General features: G+C 66.6%; 14 protein-coding genes. 4 read left to right on the forward strand and 10 right to left on the reverse strand.

What is annotated here, in order from left to right; translation table 11 throughout:
* The first annotated feature begins 38 nt into the window (after positions 1 to 38).
* Genes ACWF0M_RS10140 through ACWF0M_RS10150 form a run of 3 tightly spaced genes read left to right on the forward strand, consistent with a single transcriptional unit; the run spans position 39 to position 1,251 of the window.
* Positions 39 to 470, forward strand: coding sequence for an SRPBCC domain-containing protein (locus ACWF0M_RS10140; protein ID WP_452235282.1), 432 nt, complete (start codon positions 39 to 41; stop codon positions 468 to 470).
* 5 nt (positions 471 to 475) lie between these two features.
* Positions 476 to 811, forward strand: a complete 336-nt coding sequence (locus tag ACWF0M_RS10145; RefSeq protein ID WP_452235283.1) for an ArsR/SmtB family transcription factor — start codon at positions 476 to 478, stop codon at positions 809 to 811.
* On the forward strand, positions 808 to 1,251 hold the full coding sequence (locus ACWF0M_RS10150; RefSeq protein WP_452235284.1) for an SRPBCC family protein: 444 nt from the start codon (positions 808 to 810) through the stop codon (positions 1,249 to 1,251). Before ACWF0M_RS10145 ends, ACWF0M_RS10150 begins: the two co-directional genes overlap by 4 nt.
* On the opposite strand, the gene ACWF0M_RS10155 is transcribed toward ACWF0M_RS10150, so the two are convergent.
* Together ACWF0M_RS10155 and abc-f are read right to left on the reverse strand one after the other, a co-directional pair.
* Positions 1,248 to 2,018 carry an enoyl-CoA hydratase/isomerase family protein gene (locus ACWF0M_RS10155; protein WP_452235285.1) on the reverse strand — a complete coding sequence of 257 codons (771 nt, stop codon included), beginning with the start codon at positions 2,016 to 2,018 and terminating at the stop codon, positions 1,248 to 1,250. The genes ACWF0M_RS10150 and ACWF0M_RS10155 overlap by 4 nt on opposite strands.
* Positions 2,019 to 2,042: 24 nt before the next feature.
* A complete protein-coding gene (gene abc-f / locus ACWF0M_RS10160; protein ID WP_452235286.1) occupies positions 2,043 to 3,641 on the reverse strand; it encodes a ribosomal protection-like ABC-F family protein in 1,599 nt (532 codons plus the stop codon).
* Between the two features lie 106 nt (positions 3,642 to 3,747).
* On the opposite strand from abc-f, the gene ypfJ reads away from it, so the two are divergent.
* Positions 3,748 to 4,650 (forward strand): KPN_02809 family neutral zinc metallopeptidase, encoded by a 903-nt coding sequence (ypfJ, locus tag ACWF0M_RS10165; protein ID WP_452235287.1) that lies wholly within the window; start codon positions 3,748 to 3,750, stop codon positions 4,648 to 4,650.
* A gap of 67 nt (positions 4,651 to 4,717) precedes the next feature.
* Here the strand turns inward: ypfJ and ACWF0M_RS10170 are convergent, their stop codons facing one another.
* From ACWF0M_RS10170 to ACWF0M_RS10205, 8 genes are all read right to left on the reverse strand, one after another.
* Entirely contained in the window at positions 4,718 to 9,901 is a 5,184-nt protein-coding gene (locus ACWF0M_RS10170) for a fibronectin type III domain-containing protein (protein WP_452235288.1), read from the reverse strand.
* A gap of 169 nt (positions 9,902 to 10,070) precedes the next feature.
* Positions 10,071 to 13,082, reverse strand: a complete 3,012-nt coding sequence (locus ACWF0M_RS10175; protein WP_452235289.1) for a hypothetical protein — start codon at positions 13,080 to 13,082, stop codon at positions 10,071 to 10,073.
* Positions 13,083 to 13,103: 21 nt separating this feature from the next.
* Positions 13,104 to 14,036: a hypothetical protein gene (locus ACWF0M_RS10180; RefSeq protein ID WP_452235290.1), complete on the reverse strand. Its 933-nt coding sequence runs from the start codon at positions 14,034 to 14,036 to the stop codon at positions 13,104 to 13,106.
* 108 nt (positions 14,037 to 14,144) lie between these two features.
* On the reverse strand, positions 14,145 to 14,786 hold the full coding sequence (locus ACWF0M_RS10185) for a hypothetical protein (protein ID WP_452235291.1): 642 nt from the start codon (positions 14,784 to 14,786) through the stop codon (positions 14,145 to 14,147).
* 19 nt (positions 14,787 to 14,805) lie between these two features.
* The gene (locus ACWF0M_RS10190; RefSeq protein ID WP_452235292.1) at positions 14,806 to 15,537 is read right to left on the reverse strand and encodes a TadE/TadG family type IV pilus assembly protein; all 732 of its coding nucleotides are present in this window, start codon (positions 15,535 to 15,537) and stop codon (positions 14,806 to 14,808) included.
* Positions 15,524 to 15,979 (reverse strand): TadE/TadG family type IV pilus assembly protein, encoded by a 456-nt coding sequence (locus tag ACWF0M_RS10195; RefSeq protein ID WP_131340797.1) that lies wholly within the window; start codon positions 15,977 to 15,979, stop codon positions 15,524 to 15,526. The genes ACWF0M_RS10190 and ACWF0M_RS10195 overlap by 14 nt, the downstream gene beginning before the upstream one ends.
* Positions 15,980 to 15,987: 8 nt before the next feature.
* Positions 15,988 to 16,404, reverse strand: a complete 417-nt coding sequence (locus ACWF0M_RS10200; RefSeq protein WP_452235293.1) for a TadE family protein — start codon at positions 16,402 to 16,404, stop codon at positions 15,988 to 15,990.
* A 10-nt stretch (positions 16,405 to 16,414) separates the two neighbouring features.
* Entirely contained in the window at positions 16,415 to 16,633 is a 219-nt protein-coding gene (locus tag ACWF0M_RS10205; RefSeq protein WP_134009607.1) for a hypothetical protein, read from the reverse strand.
* Positions 16,634 to 16,674: the final 41 nt, after the last annotated feature.

Raw genomic sequence — 16,674 nt, forward strand, 5'->3', positions numbered from 1 at the left:
AGTCATATGCAACCAAAGGTTGCGAAAGGACGGAAGCAATGACCAGGAGCATCGAGCGGGAGATCCGGGTGGAGGCCAGCCCAGAGGTGGTCTACGAGGTGATCAGCGCGCCGGAGCACCTGCGCGAGTGGTGGCCGGAAGAGGTGGACCTCGACCCGGTGGCAGGCGCGAGCGGGAAGATCACGTTCCGGCGGCCGGACGGCGACAAGGTCGAGCCGCTGACGGTCGTCGAGGCCGACCCGCCGCGCCGCTTCTCCTTCCGCTGGGGCTACACCGGCGACACCGCCACCCCGGAGAACTCGCTGCTGGTCACCTTCGACCTGGTCCCGGCCGGCGGCGGCACGCTGCTGCGCTTCGCCGAGACCGGGTACGACGAGGCGTCCAAGTCCGACGAGATGCTCGCCGACCACACGACCGGCTGGGACTACTTCCTTCCCCGCATCACGCCGTACGTCGAGAAGTTGGCGTAACGGCCGTGATCGACGACGAGCTCTGGTCGGCGATCGGCGACCCCACCCGGCGGCGGATGCTCGACCTGCTGCTGGCGAAGGGCGGCGGCACCGCGACCAGTCTCAGCGACCAGCTGCCCGTCACGCGGCAGGCGGTCGCGAAGCACCTCGGCGTACTCGACCGGGCCGGGCTGGTGCACTCCACGCCGTCCGGACGTGAACGCCGCTACACCGTGGACGAGGAACGCCTCGCCCGCGCGATCAACCAGCTGACCGACGTCACCGACGCGTGGGACCGGCGGCTGCAACGCATCAAGCGCATCGCTGAGGCGATCGAACTACACGAGAGGAAACTCCAATGAGCGACATCCTGCACCGCGTCGGCATCATCGCGTCCCCAGCGGACGTCTTCGCCGCACTCACCACGATCGACGGCCTGGCCGGCTGGTGGACCGAGGACACCGTCGGCGACCCGGACGGGGTGATCCAGTTCCGCTTCGCCACTGCGGGTGGCGACGGCTTCGACATGAAGGTCGTCGAGACCAAGCCCGGCGAGCTCGTGCACTGGGAGGTCGTCGGCGGCCCGGACGAGTGGATCGGCACCCACGTCACGTTCGAGCTGTCCCAGACCGACGAGTACACGATCATCTTGTTCAAGCAGGCAGGCTGGCGTGAGCCGGTCGAGTTCATGTACCACTGCAGCACCAAGTGGGCCACGTTCCTGATGAGCCTCAAGCAGTACGTCGAGACCGGCAAGGGCGAGCCCGCGCCGCACGACGTACTGGTCAGCAACTGGCACTAACCGAGGGCGGCCAGGAGCTCCTTCAGACGGCGCTCCTGGGCCTCACGCTCGGCCTTGAGCTGGTCCTCGTACGAGCGGTCCGCGGCACCGAGGAGCAACGCCTTGGTCTCGCGGATCGCGCCCGGCAGCGGGCCGAGCAACGCGTCGGACAGATCCTTGACCGTCGCCTCCAGCTCATCAGCCGGTACGACGATGTTGGCCAGGCCGATCTCCTTGGCCTCGGCCGCCTCGACCCAGCGACTGGTCGCACACAGCTCGAGCGCCCGCGAGTAGCCGACCAGCTGGACGAGCGGCTGCGTGCCGCCGAGATCCGGGACCAGACCGAGGGCCGGCTCGCGCATGCTGAAGCGGGCGTCCGGGGTGACGACGCGCAGGTCGCACGCCAGCGCGAGCTGGAAGCCGGCGCCGACCGCGTGGCCCTGGACCGCGGCGATGCTGATGATCTCCGGGCGCCGCAACCACGAGAACCCGGCCTGGAAACCGGCGATCAGCTCGTACACCTCTGCTGTGGGTTTCGCGCCGAGGGTGAGCAGCGGCTCCTGACCCAGGTCGTTGTCGCCCATGATGAGCCGCCGGTCGAGTCCGGCCGAGAACGACGGCCCCTCCCCCGACACGACGACCACGCGGACCTCGGGCGGTAACGACGTACCGAAGTCGGCGAGGGCACTCCACATCGCCGGAGTCTGCGCGTTGCGCACCTCCGGCCGATCCAGCACTACCCGGGCGACCGGGCCGTCCACCGTGAACCGCAGTCCGAGATCCGTCATGCACCGAACATTACTGCGGAGTAATCAGGCAAGCGAGATCAGGTCGGCGTACTCGTTGGTCCAGAGGTCTTCGACGCCGTCGGGGAGCAGGACGACCCGCTCCGGTTCGAGGGCCTCGACGGCGCCCTCGTCGTGGGTGACGAGGACGATCGCACCGGCGTACGAGCGGATCGCGTTCAGCACCTCGGCGCGGGACGCCGGGTCCAGGTTGTTGGTCGGCTCGTCGAGGAGCAGGACGTTCGCGGCCGACACGACCAGCGTGGCGAGAGCGAGCCGGGTCTTCTCGCCGCCGGACAGCACCCGGGCCGGCTTGTCCGCGTCGTCGCCGGTGAACAGGAACGAGCCGAGCACGCTGCGCGCCTGCGTCTCGTTCAGGTCCGGGGCGGCGGTCTTCATGTTCTCCAGGACGGTCCGGTTGACGTCGAGGGTCTCGTGCTCCTGGGCGTAGTACCCGAGCTTGAGGCCGTGACCGTCGATCACCTCGCCGGTGTCGGCCTTCTCGATCCCGCCGAGGATCCGCAGCAGCGTGGTCTTGCCGGCGCCGTTCAGGCCGAGGACGACGACCCGCGAGCCCTTGTCGATCGCCAGGTCGACGTCGGTGAAGATCTCCAGCGAGCCGTACGACTTCGACAGCTCCCGCGCCATCAGCGGCGTCTTGCCGCAGGGTGCCGGCGTCGGGAAGGAGATCTTCGCGACGCGGTCCTGCTTGCGCTCGTCCTCGAGCGAGGACATCAACCGCTCGGCCCGCCGCAGCATCTGCTGCGCCGCGGCCGCCTTGGTCGCCTTGGCGCGCATCTTGTTCGCCTGGTCGGTCAGCTGGGTCGCCTTCTTCTCCGCGTTCGCCCGCTCGCGCTTACGACGGCGCTCGTCGGTCTCGCGCTGGGTCAGGTACGCCTTCCAGCCGACGTTGTAGACGTCGATCTCGGCCCGGTTCGCGTCCAGGTGGAAGACCCGGGTGACCGTCTCCTCCAGCAGGTTCACGTCGTGGCTGATCATGATCACGCCACCGGCGTACGACTTGAGGAAGTCGCGCAGCCAGATGATCGAGTCGGCGTCCAGATGGTTGGTCGGCTCGTCGAGCAGCAGCGTCTCGGCCTGCGCGAACAAAATCCGGGCCAGCTCGACACGGCGGCGCTGACCACCGGACAGGGTCGACAGCGGCTGGCCGAGGACACGGTCCGGGAGGCCGAGGTTGGCCGCGATCCGGGCCGCCTCGGACTCGGCGGCGTACCCACCGGCGGCGTGCAGCTCCGCCTCGGCCCGCTCGTAGCGCCGCATGCCCTTGGCGCGGGTCTTCTCGTCCGCGCTGGCCATCGACTTCTCGGCGGAGCGCATCCGGCGTACGACCTCGTCCAGGCCGCGCGCGGACAGGATCCGGTCCCGGGCCAGTACTTCGAGGTCGCCGGTGCGGGGGTCCTGCGGGAGGTAGCCGATCTCGCCCGACGTGGTCACCGAGCCGCTGGCGGGCAGGCCTTCACCGGCCAGGATCTTGGTCAGGGTCGTCTTGCCGGCGCCGTTGCGGCCGACCAGCCCGACCTTGTCGCCGGGGCCGACCCGGAAGGAAGCAGGCGCCAGCAACTGCCGGGCACCGACGCGAACCTCGAGATTGGAGACAGTGATCATCGGGGTTCGGGGGCGTCCTTACGCTGGGCTACGGGCTGAACTCGGGCGGCAGGCGGCGCGTCACGGCACGCCGAAATCCCCCGCTCTCAGGACTAGTGTAGGTGCCGTGAAATTCAATCCGGATGCGGATCTCGACACCAGCGGTGTCGAGGACACCCGCGGTAGTGGTGGCGGCGGACGCGCCGGCCTCCCCGGCGGGATGATCCCGGTCGGCGGCGGCATCGGCGGCATCGTCCTGCTCGTCGTGATCCTGTTGCTGACCGGCGGCCTGCCAGGCGGAGGTGGCAGCGACGAACCGGTCACGCAGAACACGGCAGCGGGCAACCTGAGCTCCTGCAAGAAGGGCACCGACCTGCAGTCGAACTCGGACTGCCGGTTCGTGTTCTACCAGAACTCGATCGAGAGCTTCTGGGCCGCGGAGCTCCCCCGGCGCGGCAAGAAGTACACCCGGGCGCCGATGCGGGTCTTCGATGGCTCGGTCAACACCGGCTGCGGTCCCGCGACCAGCGCGGTCGGGCCGTTCTACTGCCCGCCGGACAAGCGGGTGTACCTGGACATCGGGTTCTTCGAGACGCTGCAGAAGGACCTGGGCGCCCGCGGCGGCGAGTTCGCCGAGGCGTACGTCGTGGCGCACGAGTACGGCCACCACATCCAGAACCTGTACGGCATCCTCGATCGGATCAAGACCCGCAACGGCCCGGCGTCCGACTCGGTCCGCTCCGAACTGCAGGCCGACTGCCTCGCCGGTATCTGGACCAACCACGCGACCACCGTCCCGAACGCGAGCGGCCAGCCACTCATCACCGAGCTCAGCGACGACGACATCGCCCGCGGCCTGGACGCCGCCGCCTCGGTCGGCGACGACCGCATCCAGGCGAAGACCCAAGGCCAGGTCACCCCGGAAAGCTTCAGCCACGGCACCGCCGAACAACGCATGAAGTGGTTCAAAGCCGGCATGGACTCCGGCGACATGACCGCCTGCGACACCTGGTCCGCCAAGACCCTCTGACCCGCAACGGAGAACCGCCCCGCACACACAGTGCGGGGCGGTTCTTGCGCCTAGCTGCTATACACCACTACCCGATTCGCTGGCCCATCGGGTGGCGCGGGGCCGTTGGGTCGACGTACGTGGGACCCGGCATCCAGGCGACCAGGCTGCCGCCTCGAGCCATGCTCATCCCTGACGAGCCGGTGGTCGCCCAGACACCGATATCCTTGATCTCCGTGCGAACTCCGGCGGCGCGATCCTGCACCAAGAACTTGATCGCCGACGGCGGCGGGTTCTCCTCAACCAGCCCAGGAACCCAGGCCACGATATTTGCATCGTCGCTGATCGCCTCGGCGACAGCGGGTGCATCCCAACGATACCCCCGCTGAATGATGTCCGCCTCAGTGACCGCGCCCGTTCCAACTCGTTTGACGACGACCGCATTCTCCTGAGGATCCGCAGGGTGCCCAAGGGTCGCAGTGGCTACAAAATACTGCCCATTCCGGCTGAGTTGGATGCCACCGAACAACAACCCTACGATAGTACCTTTACTCCAGTACGGCATGCTCGATTGCCCCGTCGATGCGGTATAGAAGACATGATTGTTCCACGGCTGGAAGTACGGACTTCTTCCATCACTCGCCTTTATATTATATACGATTGTATTACCATCCTCCGACATACCTTTCAAGGTCGCAGAGTCGCAGATCTCGCTCGACGTGCACATGTCGACCCGCTTCGCCGACGAGCCCTTGGCAATTCTGAAGACTTTCCGCGCGTAGTGGAGTGGATTGTCCGGCTGATCATTGCGAGCGGTGTTCACAGCCACAGCATCACCGGCTTCGGAGAGCTCTATCTGATCAATGCTTTCTGGAACACCAGGGTCAGCCGTCCAGATAACGTGCTCATTCAAATCATAGATCATGACTCGGCCGGCCGGGCCGCCACCATCGACGACATATGCTACGTACCGTCCATCTGCAGCGCTCGCCAGGTCGAGATTGAGACCGGTGTATTGGATCGGACTAGAGATGATCTGAGGTGTTCTGGCATCTGCTTGTCTCGAGGCCAGCTCGACCTGCCCATTAGCCAGATCGCGGCGGACTAGGTAGAAGTTGCCGTCGTTGGGAACTCCAGGCGGGGCGACCTCGTCTGGCGCCACGCTCAGCGGGAAGAACGCATAGCGACCGTTGTCGGACAGTTCCACTGGGATCGAGTTCGACGTACCGCTCATACCTCTCATCAGGTCGTTCGCCCCAGGGTTGTCGAGCAGCGGGGAACCCGCGACAACCGGCTCCGAGGTGGCAGGCTGACTCTGGCCAGCGCTAGTCACGGCGTGGACACTCACGACGTAGCTCACACCTGCGCGCAATCCGCCAATTACCGCATTTAGGGTCGATCCACTGACTGTGTGTGTGCCCGTGTCCGGCGCAGTCGTGAGGACGTAATGATCGATTGGATTCCCGCCCGGCTGCTCCGGCTCGCGCCACGTGACGATCGCAGCCAGGTTTCCAGGCGTCACCGCCACGTCTCTCGGCGGGGACGGGACATGTGGACCGACATAGATTGACGCCTCGGCTTCGAGTTCGGGACGCGAGCCATCTGCCGGCACTGTCGCCTGCACCTTCGCCAGACCGTCCGCAACAGCGGAGTACACGCCGTCAGCGGTGATGGTCCCCGGGCCTTGGAGCATCTTCCATGTCGCTGGGGCATCCTGATACCCGAACACGTGGCTGCCGAGATCAACCGTCTCGTTGACCGCGATCTCCGCGTTCGGTGGATCGATCAGGAGACCTCGGATCGGTCCGCCGGAATCGAAAACTTTCTTTTCGGCGTTGAATAAGTGCACTGCCTCCCAGTTCACGAGCTTCTTTGTGAAGAGATCGACGGTCAAGCCGGCACCGACTTCAACACCGAGATACAGCGCTATAAAGGGATCTTTGTCCGTGTCGGCCTCCGCACGAACGTACGGCTTGGCTGTCAGGAATGGGCCTGCCGAGCCGTAGAACCGCAGGGATATCTGGGGTGCAACGGCCAGTTTCTCCTCGATGTTTCCGAATGGAATCACCTCGGGCTGGGAGGCCAAGTTTTGATCCCCGTCTCCAGCCGCAGTCACTTGTCCGTCACGCCACTGTATGTCGACACCTACTTGGCCGGATGACCTCCCTAAGACTCTGACGCCTGCTCGACCCTCGGTAGTCAGTACCAAATACAGATCAACCCCGACACACATTACGACTGGCACCCCTGCGATGGGCACCGTGATGCAGGCGCCCGTCAGGTGTCCAATCGGAATCGTTTGTTCCTTCTCCTTGCTGAAATTCTGGTCGATCCGATACTCGATGTTCGGGTCGGCACTGATCGAGAAGACGCTGGCGTTCTGACCGCCGGAGCGCTGACTGTCGGCGTGCAGGTTGGGTTTGAATGTGCCCGATATTTCAACATGAGTCCAGCGACTGATGTCTCTTGAGAATTCGAAGGTGATCACGCCGTCGTGCAGGCCGATGGTCGGCGGGTCGACCTTGCCCGCCGCGCTAGCACGTGCCCGAGGCGCTCCCTGCCTCAGAGACTTGCCTCTCAACGTCGGATGCCGGAGTGTCACACCAGGGAGTTGCTGCTCGAACTCCAGGCCGTCCGAATCCTTGACCGTTATGTCTCGAGACATCGCCCCGGCGTCCAGCACCTCTTCCATCGCAGCGTCCTCGGTCTGAAAGACCAGGGTAGGGCCAGTGTCCACTCGGAGGACCTTGCGCAACAGGCCTTCGGGGGTGGCCGTGCTCGAGGTTGCCAGGACGATGTCGCCGGTCTGAATGGCATCGAGCTGGGCATTCGGGCTGGCGATGGAGATGCTCGTCGTGCCAACGTTCGCGATCCGGCTCATCGAGTCCACGGTCAGCACCACGGGTGCCTGCTTCACGGCCACGGTGGGTTTGATCGCTTGTGTCGCGGCAGTGGGCTGACCGACACCATGGGTGTTCAGCGCCGCGACGGTGAAGCTGTACGCCGTCAGCTGATCCAGACCGTCAACGACGGCCGAAGGAGCGAGAGTATCGATGACGCGCCCGCCGGGGTTAGCCGTCACGCGATACCCGGTGATCGGGGCTGAGCCGGTGTCAACCGGGGGCTCCCACGCGACTGTAACGACGCCGTTAGCGGTCACAGAGGCTTGCAGATCCGTCGGTACGTCAGGGACTCGATTCGCCGCTGGTGTACCGGCTGCGTCCGCCCATTCGCTACTACCGGCCTTGTTCCTCGCCCGGACCTTCACCGTGTATGCCGTGCCGTTCACCAATCCGGTTAAGCCAGTGACGGTCGTCCCAGCGGGGATGACGACATGATGATCGCCTGGCTCTGCGACGACCTCGTAGTCGATGATGGCTGCCCCACCGTCCGCGGGCTGGACCCATTGAACGTCCAGGCGCGCATCCAACTGGAAGATCGCGAGCCCTACCGGTCGCAACGGAACCTCGGCTGGTTTTGGCGTAACAGGTACCGGCACCGAAGGCGTCGTACCATTAGCGTTGGTTGCGCTGACCACAACCTTGTAGAGCTGACTGTTAGTCAAGCCCGTGAGCTCCGCAGTGCGGGTATCTCCCGAGACCGTCACTGTGCTCGTCGCCGGACTCGTCGTGATCTGGTAACTGGCCACCTGATCAACTGCGCCCTCGGGTGCCGACCAGGTCACCACAGCGGCGCTGTCCCGGTCGAGTGTGCTCGTGATGAACGGCGGGCCTGGCGGTGCAGGGACGGCGGGCTTGATCGCCTCCGAGGCTGCGGAGTAAGCCGATGTTCCCGCGGCTGTCTTCGCGCGCACCTGGAAGGTGTACGGCGTACCGTTCGTCAGGCCTGACACGACGATTGAGGTGCTCGTGCTCGACACGGTCCGTCCGCCGGGGGTCACCGCAACGTCGTAGCCCGAGATCGGCAAATCGCCTGTATCCGCCGGCGGGGTCCACCGAACTTCTACCGACTGATCGCGTGCGCCGCCCGTGATGTTGGTGGGCGGTTGGGGTTTGCCGGGTGCTACAGCGTACGCCTGGATATCGACGTACATGCGGACGCCGGCGTTGGTGCCGTTGACGATGCTGACGGTCCCGGTTGGGCTAACGCGAGCCCACATCAGGTTGAAGGAAAGGGTGTTGCCGGCCGGCGGGGCGACGTCAGTTACTGCGGTCGGCCGAGTCTCGTTTCCTGGATATGTCACGACCTCGCCGCTAGTCGCTGAGCCGTAGGCAGTCACCCGCAGGGCCGCGAACGTCACGCCACTCGCGGGCAGGCCTGCCTTGCCGAAGAGTTGGAGAGTCTGAACGCCGCCCACAGGCACGAAGGTCGCTGATCCTGTGTCCAGCAGACGCTGCTGCGCGACGGGTGCGACGCGCAACGAGACCGCTGCGGGATTCGTTGCGGCTGTGAAGTAGCCGACCACATCCACGGTGTAGTGCGTCGTACCTGAGGAGACGTTGAAGAGTGTCAGGCTGCCGCTGCTCGAGAGTTGGACAACTGCGCTGTTCGTGTATGGCTTTCCGGCGCCGAAGTTGCCGTGGTACGCACTGGGCCGCGCGCTGCCGCCCGGGTACGCCGTCCAACCTCCTCCGGCGGTCGGGGACCACGCGGTGATGTTGACGGCGGCGGCCGTGATGCTAGCCGCAGCAGGCAATCCACCTTTCGAGGCGATCGCAACGGTGATCGCGGAGTTGGCTGGGACCGGCGTATTCGTCGTTACACCGATCTTGTTCCGGGTGTCGATTACACGTGCCTGCCGGAGCGGCACGAAGCGATTCCCGGAAGCCTGCGACGAGGCGTCGGTGTAATACCCTGTCACGTCCGCAAGTATGCGAACTGTGCCAGCGCTCCCGTTCTTGAAGCTGATTTCACCAGCCGAACTCAATCGAACCGTCGATGAGGACGAGGTGAATCCGCTACCCGCATAGAAATAGAAGTTCGGGGCACTCGGTACCGTCTCTCCTGCCGGCCAGGCGAACATGGAACCAGTGGCCGTCGGCGAAATCGTGATGATGTTGGCTTGGATGGCGCTGACGCCGGTCGCGGGAACACCGTTTCGTCCGGTGAACTTGACAGTCGCTGTCCCCTGAGCCGGTACAGGCGTCGTGGTTGGAACACCGACGTGCGTACCCGTGTCTAGCATCCGCTGTGGCGGCGACAAAGGTATGTACTGGCCGACGCCGGCGTTGGGCGGCGTTGTCTCGGATACGGCGGCCGTCTGATTCAAACGGCCGGAACTTGCGCTGCCAGGCAACGCCGAAGAGTTCACAAACCCTAGAACAAGGCATAGCGACAGACATATTCGTGCAATCGAATGCACTGAAACCCCCAGCTAGAAGCGGCCCCCGGAGCAGGCACACTCTAGCAACACTCAAGCACGCTCCGCTGTCGGATTGCAGCTTGTTGCAACTGCAATCCGACAGGTTCTAGCGAGAGCGTCAGGCGACCTGGGCGGGGCGGTGGTAGCCGGGGAGGAGTTCGTCGACGAGGGCGTCGGTTTCGGCCTCGGGGCCGCGGGGGGCGCCGTGCTTGGTGAGGGCGGCGTACATCTGGCCGGCCACGTTGGTGACGTCCGCGGTGGTGCCGAAGTGGGCAGCCAGGCGGAGGGTGGCTCGCCACAGTTCCTCCGAGGCCGGCGAGAAGCTGAGGCCGGTCTGGAGGGCGGTGCGGGCCAGGTTGCCGTCGTTGTGGCTGAGGGACGACTCGGCGAGCCTTAGTGCGGCGTCGACGACTGCCTCGACCATGCGGCGCTCGATGCCGGACGCGGCGAGCCAGGAGTAGCGGCCGCCGGGCAGGTTCGACCAGGCGGGGCCGTGGACCAGGCTGAGCGCCGTCGACAGCGGGCCACGCGGGTCGTCGACCATCGACGCCTGCTTCGCCAGCGTGCGGAACACGTCCCAGTCGACCCGGACGACGCTGCGGTTGAGCATCCAGCGGCCCGACTCATCGGCGTACATCGCGTCCACGCCGACCCAGCGCCGGGTGTGCTCCAGCGCCGCGTCGCGCAGCTCCTCGCTGATGCCGCGCGGCCAGATCGCCCCGGCGAGCACGTTCGGGTGTACGCCGTAGTCCTGGCTGGCCAGGAACGCGATGATCTCCGTCGACAGCGTGATCCGGCCGTCGTCGATGACCCCGCGGGCGTCCACCTCGACCGGCCCGAGCAGGTCGACCTCGACCGGCGCCGGCCGGCTCAGGTCGGTGGTGGAGAACTCGTACGCCGGCATGTCCTGCTCGGCCCGGCGCTTGTCGCGGGCGTCGAACTCGGCCGCGTCGAACAGCGCGACCAGGTCGGCGAACTGCTCCGGGTTGACGCTGTGCGCGTCCACCTCGAGGCCGAGCAGCCGGCAGACGGCCTGGTTCTTCTCGTCCACGACGAACCGCCACGGCGAGTCCAGCACGTCGCCGACCACGACCACCGAGATGCTGCGCTTGGTGTCCGCGGCCAGCCGGTTCAGCTGGTCCTGCTCCTCCGGCGACGGCGGCGCGGACACGAAGATGATCTCCGAGCCCCACAGCGCCGCGTCCGGATGCGTCATCCGGGCCTCGGCCACCGAACCGGCGTTCCGCCGCTGGCAGGCCTGCACCTGCGCCTCGGTACGGCGGACGACCTCGGCCATCGCGTCGTCGAGACGGATCCAGTAGCTCAGCCGCGTCGGCGCGAGCGACGACAGGTCGTCACCGAACCCGACCATGCTGATGTGCGCGCCCTCGGACCACAGGTTCGTCGCCAGCTCGACCGCGAGCGAACCGACCACGTCGCGGGACGCGTTGGTCACGCCGCCGAACGCGACGATCCCGTTCGCGGTGTCGAGGTCGATCAGCACCGTCGCACCGTCCGCGTTCTGCCCGACCGTCACCAGCGTCGGGTACGGCGCCGGCGCGTTCACCTCGCCGCTCGGACCGTACCCGCGGCGCAGCGTCCACCGGGTGCCCTCGGCAATCGCCTGCCACGGACCGGGCGGCTCGGCCTGCGCGCCGTACGGGTCGAGCACCAGCGTGAGGGACCGGTCGGTCACCAGCGCGGCGACCACGTTCGGCATCGGCCGCTGCAGCTGCGTCATGTCGGCGCCCAGCTTGCGCAGCGCGCTGTCCACGAACTGCGCGGTCGGGACGTCCGACGCGAGCCGCAGACCGATCTCGGTCTGCCGGTGACCGGCAGCCTTCGGACCGGGGCCTTGGGCCCAGCCGCGGCGCCGCTTCAGCGCCAGCGCCAGACCGGCCGCGAGCAGCGTCGCGCCGAAGCCGAAGATGCCGGCGTCCTTCAGGCTGATGCCGTCGTCGGCCGCGACCGGAGTCGCCTCCGGCACCTGGGTGCCGCCACCCGCCGGCTCGCCGTGCTCGTGACCGGCTCCCGGGGCGTGTGGCTCGACGGTGACGTTCGGCTCCCCCGGCTTGACGTTCTTCGCGCCCGGGTCGTTCCTCGCGCTGCCGATTCCGACGGACGACGGCTTCTCAAGGCCTTGCTCGGAGTAGCGGCCCGGACCGACCGGCTTCGACTCAGGCGTCGTCCGCGTCTCGGTCTTGTTCTCGACCGCGGTCTTCGGCTTGGCCGTGGTCCTGGTCTCGGTGGTCGTCTTCGAGCTGACCGTTGTCTTGGTGGTGGTCTTGGTGGTCGTGTGGTCGCCGATGCTCACGCGGACCGTGTGCACGCCCGGGCCCTTGGCGTCGGCGGGCAGCCGCACCTGCCAGCCCGGCAGGATCAGGTCCGGGTTGGTCAGCCGGCGGCCGTCGGGCTGCAGCTTGTTCTTGTTGAGGTCGTAGATCTCCTTGTACCGGCGACCCTCACCGAGATACCGCTCCGCGATGTCCCACAGGCAGTCGTAGTTCCGGCCCTGCGGCGGACGGACCTCGGTGTACTTGACGACCTGACCCTTGTGGTCGTTGTTCGTCCGTACGCCGACACTCGTCTTCGACTGCTGGTGGCTGCCGCTGAGGACCGTGCTCGCAGCCTCGGTCTGGCGGAACTGCGACGACTCGTGCCGCACGCTCACCGACGTCGGGGCGGCCGGACCGGCCGTGGTGACCGCACTCGCGACCGGCAGGCTGACACCGGCACCCGCGGCGATCAGCACGACCGTGCCGATCAGCCGGCGAGCCAGCGCCTGAGAGCCACCGCCGAGCGGGACGCGGGGTGAAAGACCGTGACCGCGGATCTCCGCGACCGCCTCCGCGATCAGGCAGACGACGAAGTGCAGCCAGGCGACCCAGATGAAGAACGCGATGATGCCGAGCACCGTCTCGACGCTCAGCTCGCTGAACAGCATGCTCTTGCTGGGCATCGTGTCCGGCCACGGCGTACCGAAGAACCGCAGCAGCACGTACGGCACGCCACCGACGATCGCCAGGATCGCGAGCAGCGCGACGAAGCCCTTCAGCCGGTCCGCGCCCGGACTCCCCGACCGCCGCTGCGGCAACCGAGCCGCCTGCGCAGGCTCATTCGTCCTTACCATCGCTCCTCCATACCCCCACCATCAGCCACCAATGGCCTGAACTTCCTGCACCGGCAACCGCTGCACGGCAGTCACAGTCGCCTTGCCGATCGAATGCCAGCCGCCGGAGTCCTTACCGATCCAGTACGAGACCTCCCAGGTGATGGTCAGCTTCACCGTGTACATGCCGTCCGGCTGACTCGCACTGGACTTCGTGTACTTGTGCTTGCAGGTGTTCATCTGGTGGAAGGGATCCTGCGTCTCGTCGTACCCGTCCGGGTCGTCGGCCGGCGTGGTTCCCATCAAGCACGTGAACGGCGCGGTCCCGTCGCCGGGATCGACCTTCATTTCGACGACCATGCCCCGCATGGTCAGGTTGTGCTGCGGATCGTAGTAACCGCTCAATTCACCTGTGTTCTTGTACTGCTCGGAGCTCTCCTTCGTCAGCGAGAAGAACGCCGGCACGTTCACCCGCGGCGTGAAGGTCGGCTTGACCACCAACGCCGGAGTGGGATAAGTGCTCTTGAACTTCATCCAGAACTGGTCCATGTAGTCCGGTTCCGGGCACTGCGCCTCTTCCTCGGCATTCACCGGCATGTAAGCGCGCTCCAGATGCGCCTTGTTGCCACCGTTGTAGGTGTTCAGGTCGTAGTCGGTGATCGTGACCCGGAGGACCCATTTCTTCCCCTCCGGTGCCTGCGGAAGGTGGATTCCGTCCGGGATCGGGAAGTTGCGGCACGGCACGAACGGCATGCCATTCAGCCGCTCTCGCCAGGTCGGCGGTGGCGTGCCGTCACCCAGGTAGGCGTCACCCGAGGTGCAGTACGCGCCGAAGCCGGTCGAGTTCACGTACATGCTGCAGACCGTGTTGCCGGTCTGGATCGTGTCGGCGGACGCGGTCGTGGCGGGGACGGCAGTGAGCAGTGCGAGCACTGCTCCAAGGGTGAGCAGTGTGCGGGCTACCCGGTTGTGCATCCTCACTCCCCAGACTCGTCTTCCGGCAGATTATCTTCGACCAGGGGCATCATGCCCGGTACCCAGTACCCCGTCACCTCTTCGCAACCTCAAATTCCCTGTTCCGGACTAGGCCGGATACCGTACCGCTGCGCAGTTCACGCCCTTGCTGGTCGCCAGCCGGTACGGCAGCCAGCCGATCCCGGTCTTGATCATTTCGATCACCTCTGGCGAGCCCTTTGGCGTAACTACGGTCCAAGTCCGCGACTTCGGATCCCAGTACTGCGTGGTCTGCGAGCGGCACGTCTGCACCGCGACGGTGTTGTCCGGAGTGCTCTTGGCACCGACCACCACCACGCTGCCCGGTGGCTTCATGATCCAGCCGTTGCGCTTGGCATCTTGGATCCCTTGCGACACGTCGGCGTAGAAGAACGACGGGAAGCGCTTTTTCAGGATTGTGTCGTCTTTTGACACCAGGGCCTGGAAGTAGAGGGGGTAGCTGGTCACGAGGCCTTGGACGGCGGGGTTGGAGGCGAAGTTCCCGGGTTGGACGATGACTTGTTTTGCGGTCGGTGCGGTTGGTTTGCCGGTGGTGGCCGGCGCGGTGGTGGTGCTCGGCTCTGACGACGGTGCGGTGGACGGTGTGCTGGATGTCGACGTACCGGAACCGCCGACGGGGACCGGGCGGCCGCCGTCGTTGGTGTCCTTGCTGCAGGCACTCAGCAGCAGGACACCGATCGCTGCAAAGGCCGGGAGGGCAAACCTACGCACGGACGGAATCCTCCGGTGTCTAGCGCCCGCTCGGCGGCGAGCTGCTCGTGGGGCCTGACGGTCCGCCGGTCGGCGGGGTCTTGGACGGGGTCGGGGTCGGCGTCACGTTCGGCGAGCAGGACGCCGGGAACGGGAACGGCGAGAGGGTCCAGATCGGGGTCGGTGAGCCGAGGGTCCAGGTCGGGCAGGGCAGGTCGATCGTCGGCGGGCGCGGGGTGTCGATCGGGCCGCCGGGGCCGTCGGTGGTCGGGTTCACGACGATCGGCGGGATGGTCGGGCTGTCGTCGGCCTTGTCGACGCCTTGTTCGGCGTGTGCCTGGCCGGTGCCGCTGGCCTTCAGTGACTGCTTGCCGACCAGGCCGAGGAACGTTGTCTTGTTGGCGATGTCGACCTGGATGTCGACCTCTTTGTCGGTCAGCGTGGTCGGTCCGCACGCCGTGACCGCCGGGTCGTTGGACCGCACCTGGCCGCAGAACGTCGTGATCGCGGCCGCGGCCTTGGTGGTGTCGATCTTCGCCTCGGCGACGTTCAGCTGGATGGCCGCGGCGCCGACGCGCGCGGCCTCCTGTGCGTACCCGATCGCACGCGACCGGGCGCCCAACTGCCGGCCGCCGTCGATCACCAGGCCGGCCAGGGTGAAGATCATGACGGCGAGGATCGCCACCGCCGGACTCAGCGCGCCGCGGCCGAACCGCCGATCGTTGCGTCGCGCATCGATCCGGAAGAACTCGACGAGCCTACGAGCCGTCACCGCGAACCCCCCGGTACGGATCGAGCGAGGACGTGAAGCGCTTGGTGATCTTGGTGTCGCCGCCCAGGCCGAGCAGGCCGAGGTCGCGGTAGTTGATCGTGCAGGTCACCTCGACCGACAACGGCGAACCGGCCACGAACCCGGTGGTGATCGAACCCGCCGCGGACTCCTTGCACGAGGCCACCGCCTGGCTCATGGCCGAGTTGACGGCCTCGTCGACGCGCGCCTGCGCATCCTGCAGCGACCGCGCCTGACTGGCGCCACGGGCACCGTCACGGGCCGCGCTCTCCAGCAGCGACGACGACTGGAAGTACCGCCCGCAGGCCAGCAGGAACATGAACAGCGCCAGCAGCACGGGCGCGAGGATCACCATCTCCAGCGCCATCGTGCCGCGCTCGCGGGTACGGCGGCGCCGCCCGCGAGACCCCGGTCTGCTCGTCATCTGCTCGCTCACTTGTCGGCTTCGAACTGTTCGATCCGCCCGGTGGCGGTCCGCGTCACCTTCAGTTCCAGGCCGGGCACCAGCGAGACGGTCTTCCCGGTGACCGTGAACGAGACCACGCCCTCCGGGTTGTTGTACGACGGGAACGGGACGGTGGCGTTCTGCAGCGTCGTACCGCCGAGCTGCTGCGCGTACGACTGGATGTCGGCCCGCACCTTCTCCCCCACCGCCGGGGTGTAGACGGGCGGCTGCACCAGCCGCAGCCGGGACACGCCCTCCTGCGCCGCGTTCAGCGCGACGGAACGCCCGTACAGCCACAAGGCGGTCTGGATGGACACGAAGACCAGCGCGATGAGCGCCGGCGCGAGGATGGCCAGCTCGAGCGTGCTGACCCCCCGCTCGGACCGCTTGCGCCCCAGCCGCATGGCTCTGCCGTCATTCCTTCTCGATATCAGCGGTGTGCTTGGCGATGACGCGCTTCACCACGACGCCGATCGCCAGCGCCGCGACGACCAGGATGCCCGAGATGATCGCCCACTCGAGTGCGGAGGCGCCCAGCTCGGTGTTCCCCTGCCGCGCGCGGGCCCGCTGGGCCTGCGCCCGTGCCACCGCGTAGCCGGCCATGGCCCGCCAGAACATCAACTCCGAGGTCATCCACATGCCTTCCAGATCGTGAGGCCGAACCGGGCCTCAGT

This window comes from Kribbella sp. NPDC055110, assembly GCF_053607525.1.

What these genes read in the sequence shown, in the direction of transcription:
- ACWF0M_RS10140 (WP_452235282.1), top strand. Translation starts at nt 39, where the DNA reads ATGACCAGGAGCATCGAGCGGGAGATCCGGGTGGAGGCCAGCCCAGAG.
- ACWF0M_RS10150 (WP_452235284.1), top strand. Translation starts at nt 808, where the DNA reads ATGAGCGACATCCTGCACCGCGTCGGCATCATCGCGTCCCCAGCGGAC.
- ACWF0M_RS10180 (WP_452235290.1), bottom strand. Translation starts at nt 14,036, where the DNA reads ATGCACAACCGGGTAGCCCGCACACTGCTCACCCTTGGAGCAGTGCTC.
- ACWF0M_RS10195 (WP_131340797.1), bottom strand. Translation starts at nt 15,979, where the DNA reads ATGACGAGCAGACCGGGGTCTCGCGGGCGGCGCCGCCGTACCCGCGAG.
- ACWF0M_RS10175 (WP_452235289.1), bottom strand. Translation starts at nt 13,082, where the DNA reads ATGGTAAGGACGAATGAGCCTGCGCAGGCGGCTCGGTTGCCGCAGCGG.
- ACWF0M_RS10200 (WP_452235293.1), bottom strand. Translation starts at nt 16,404, where the DNA reads ATGCGGCTGGGGCGCAAGCGGTCCGAGCGGGGGGTCAGCACGCTCGAG.
- ACWF0M_RS10205 (WP_134009607.1), bottom strand. Translation starts at nt 16,633, where the DNA reads ATGACCTCGGAGTTGATGTTCTGGCGGGCCATGGCCGGCTACGCGGTG.
- ACWF0M_RS10155 (WP_452235285.1), bottom strand. Translation starts at nt 2,018, where the DNA reads ATGACGGATCTCGGACTGCGGTTCACGGTGGACGGCCCGGTCGCCCGG.
- abc-f (WP_452235286.1), bottom strand. Translation starts at nt 3,641, where the DNA reads ATGATCACTGTCTCCAATCTCGAGGTTCGCGTCGGTGCCCGGCAGTTG.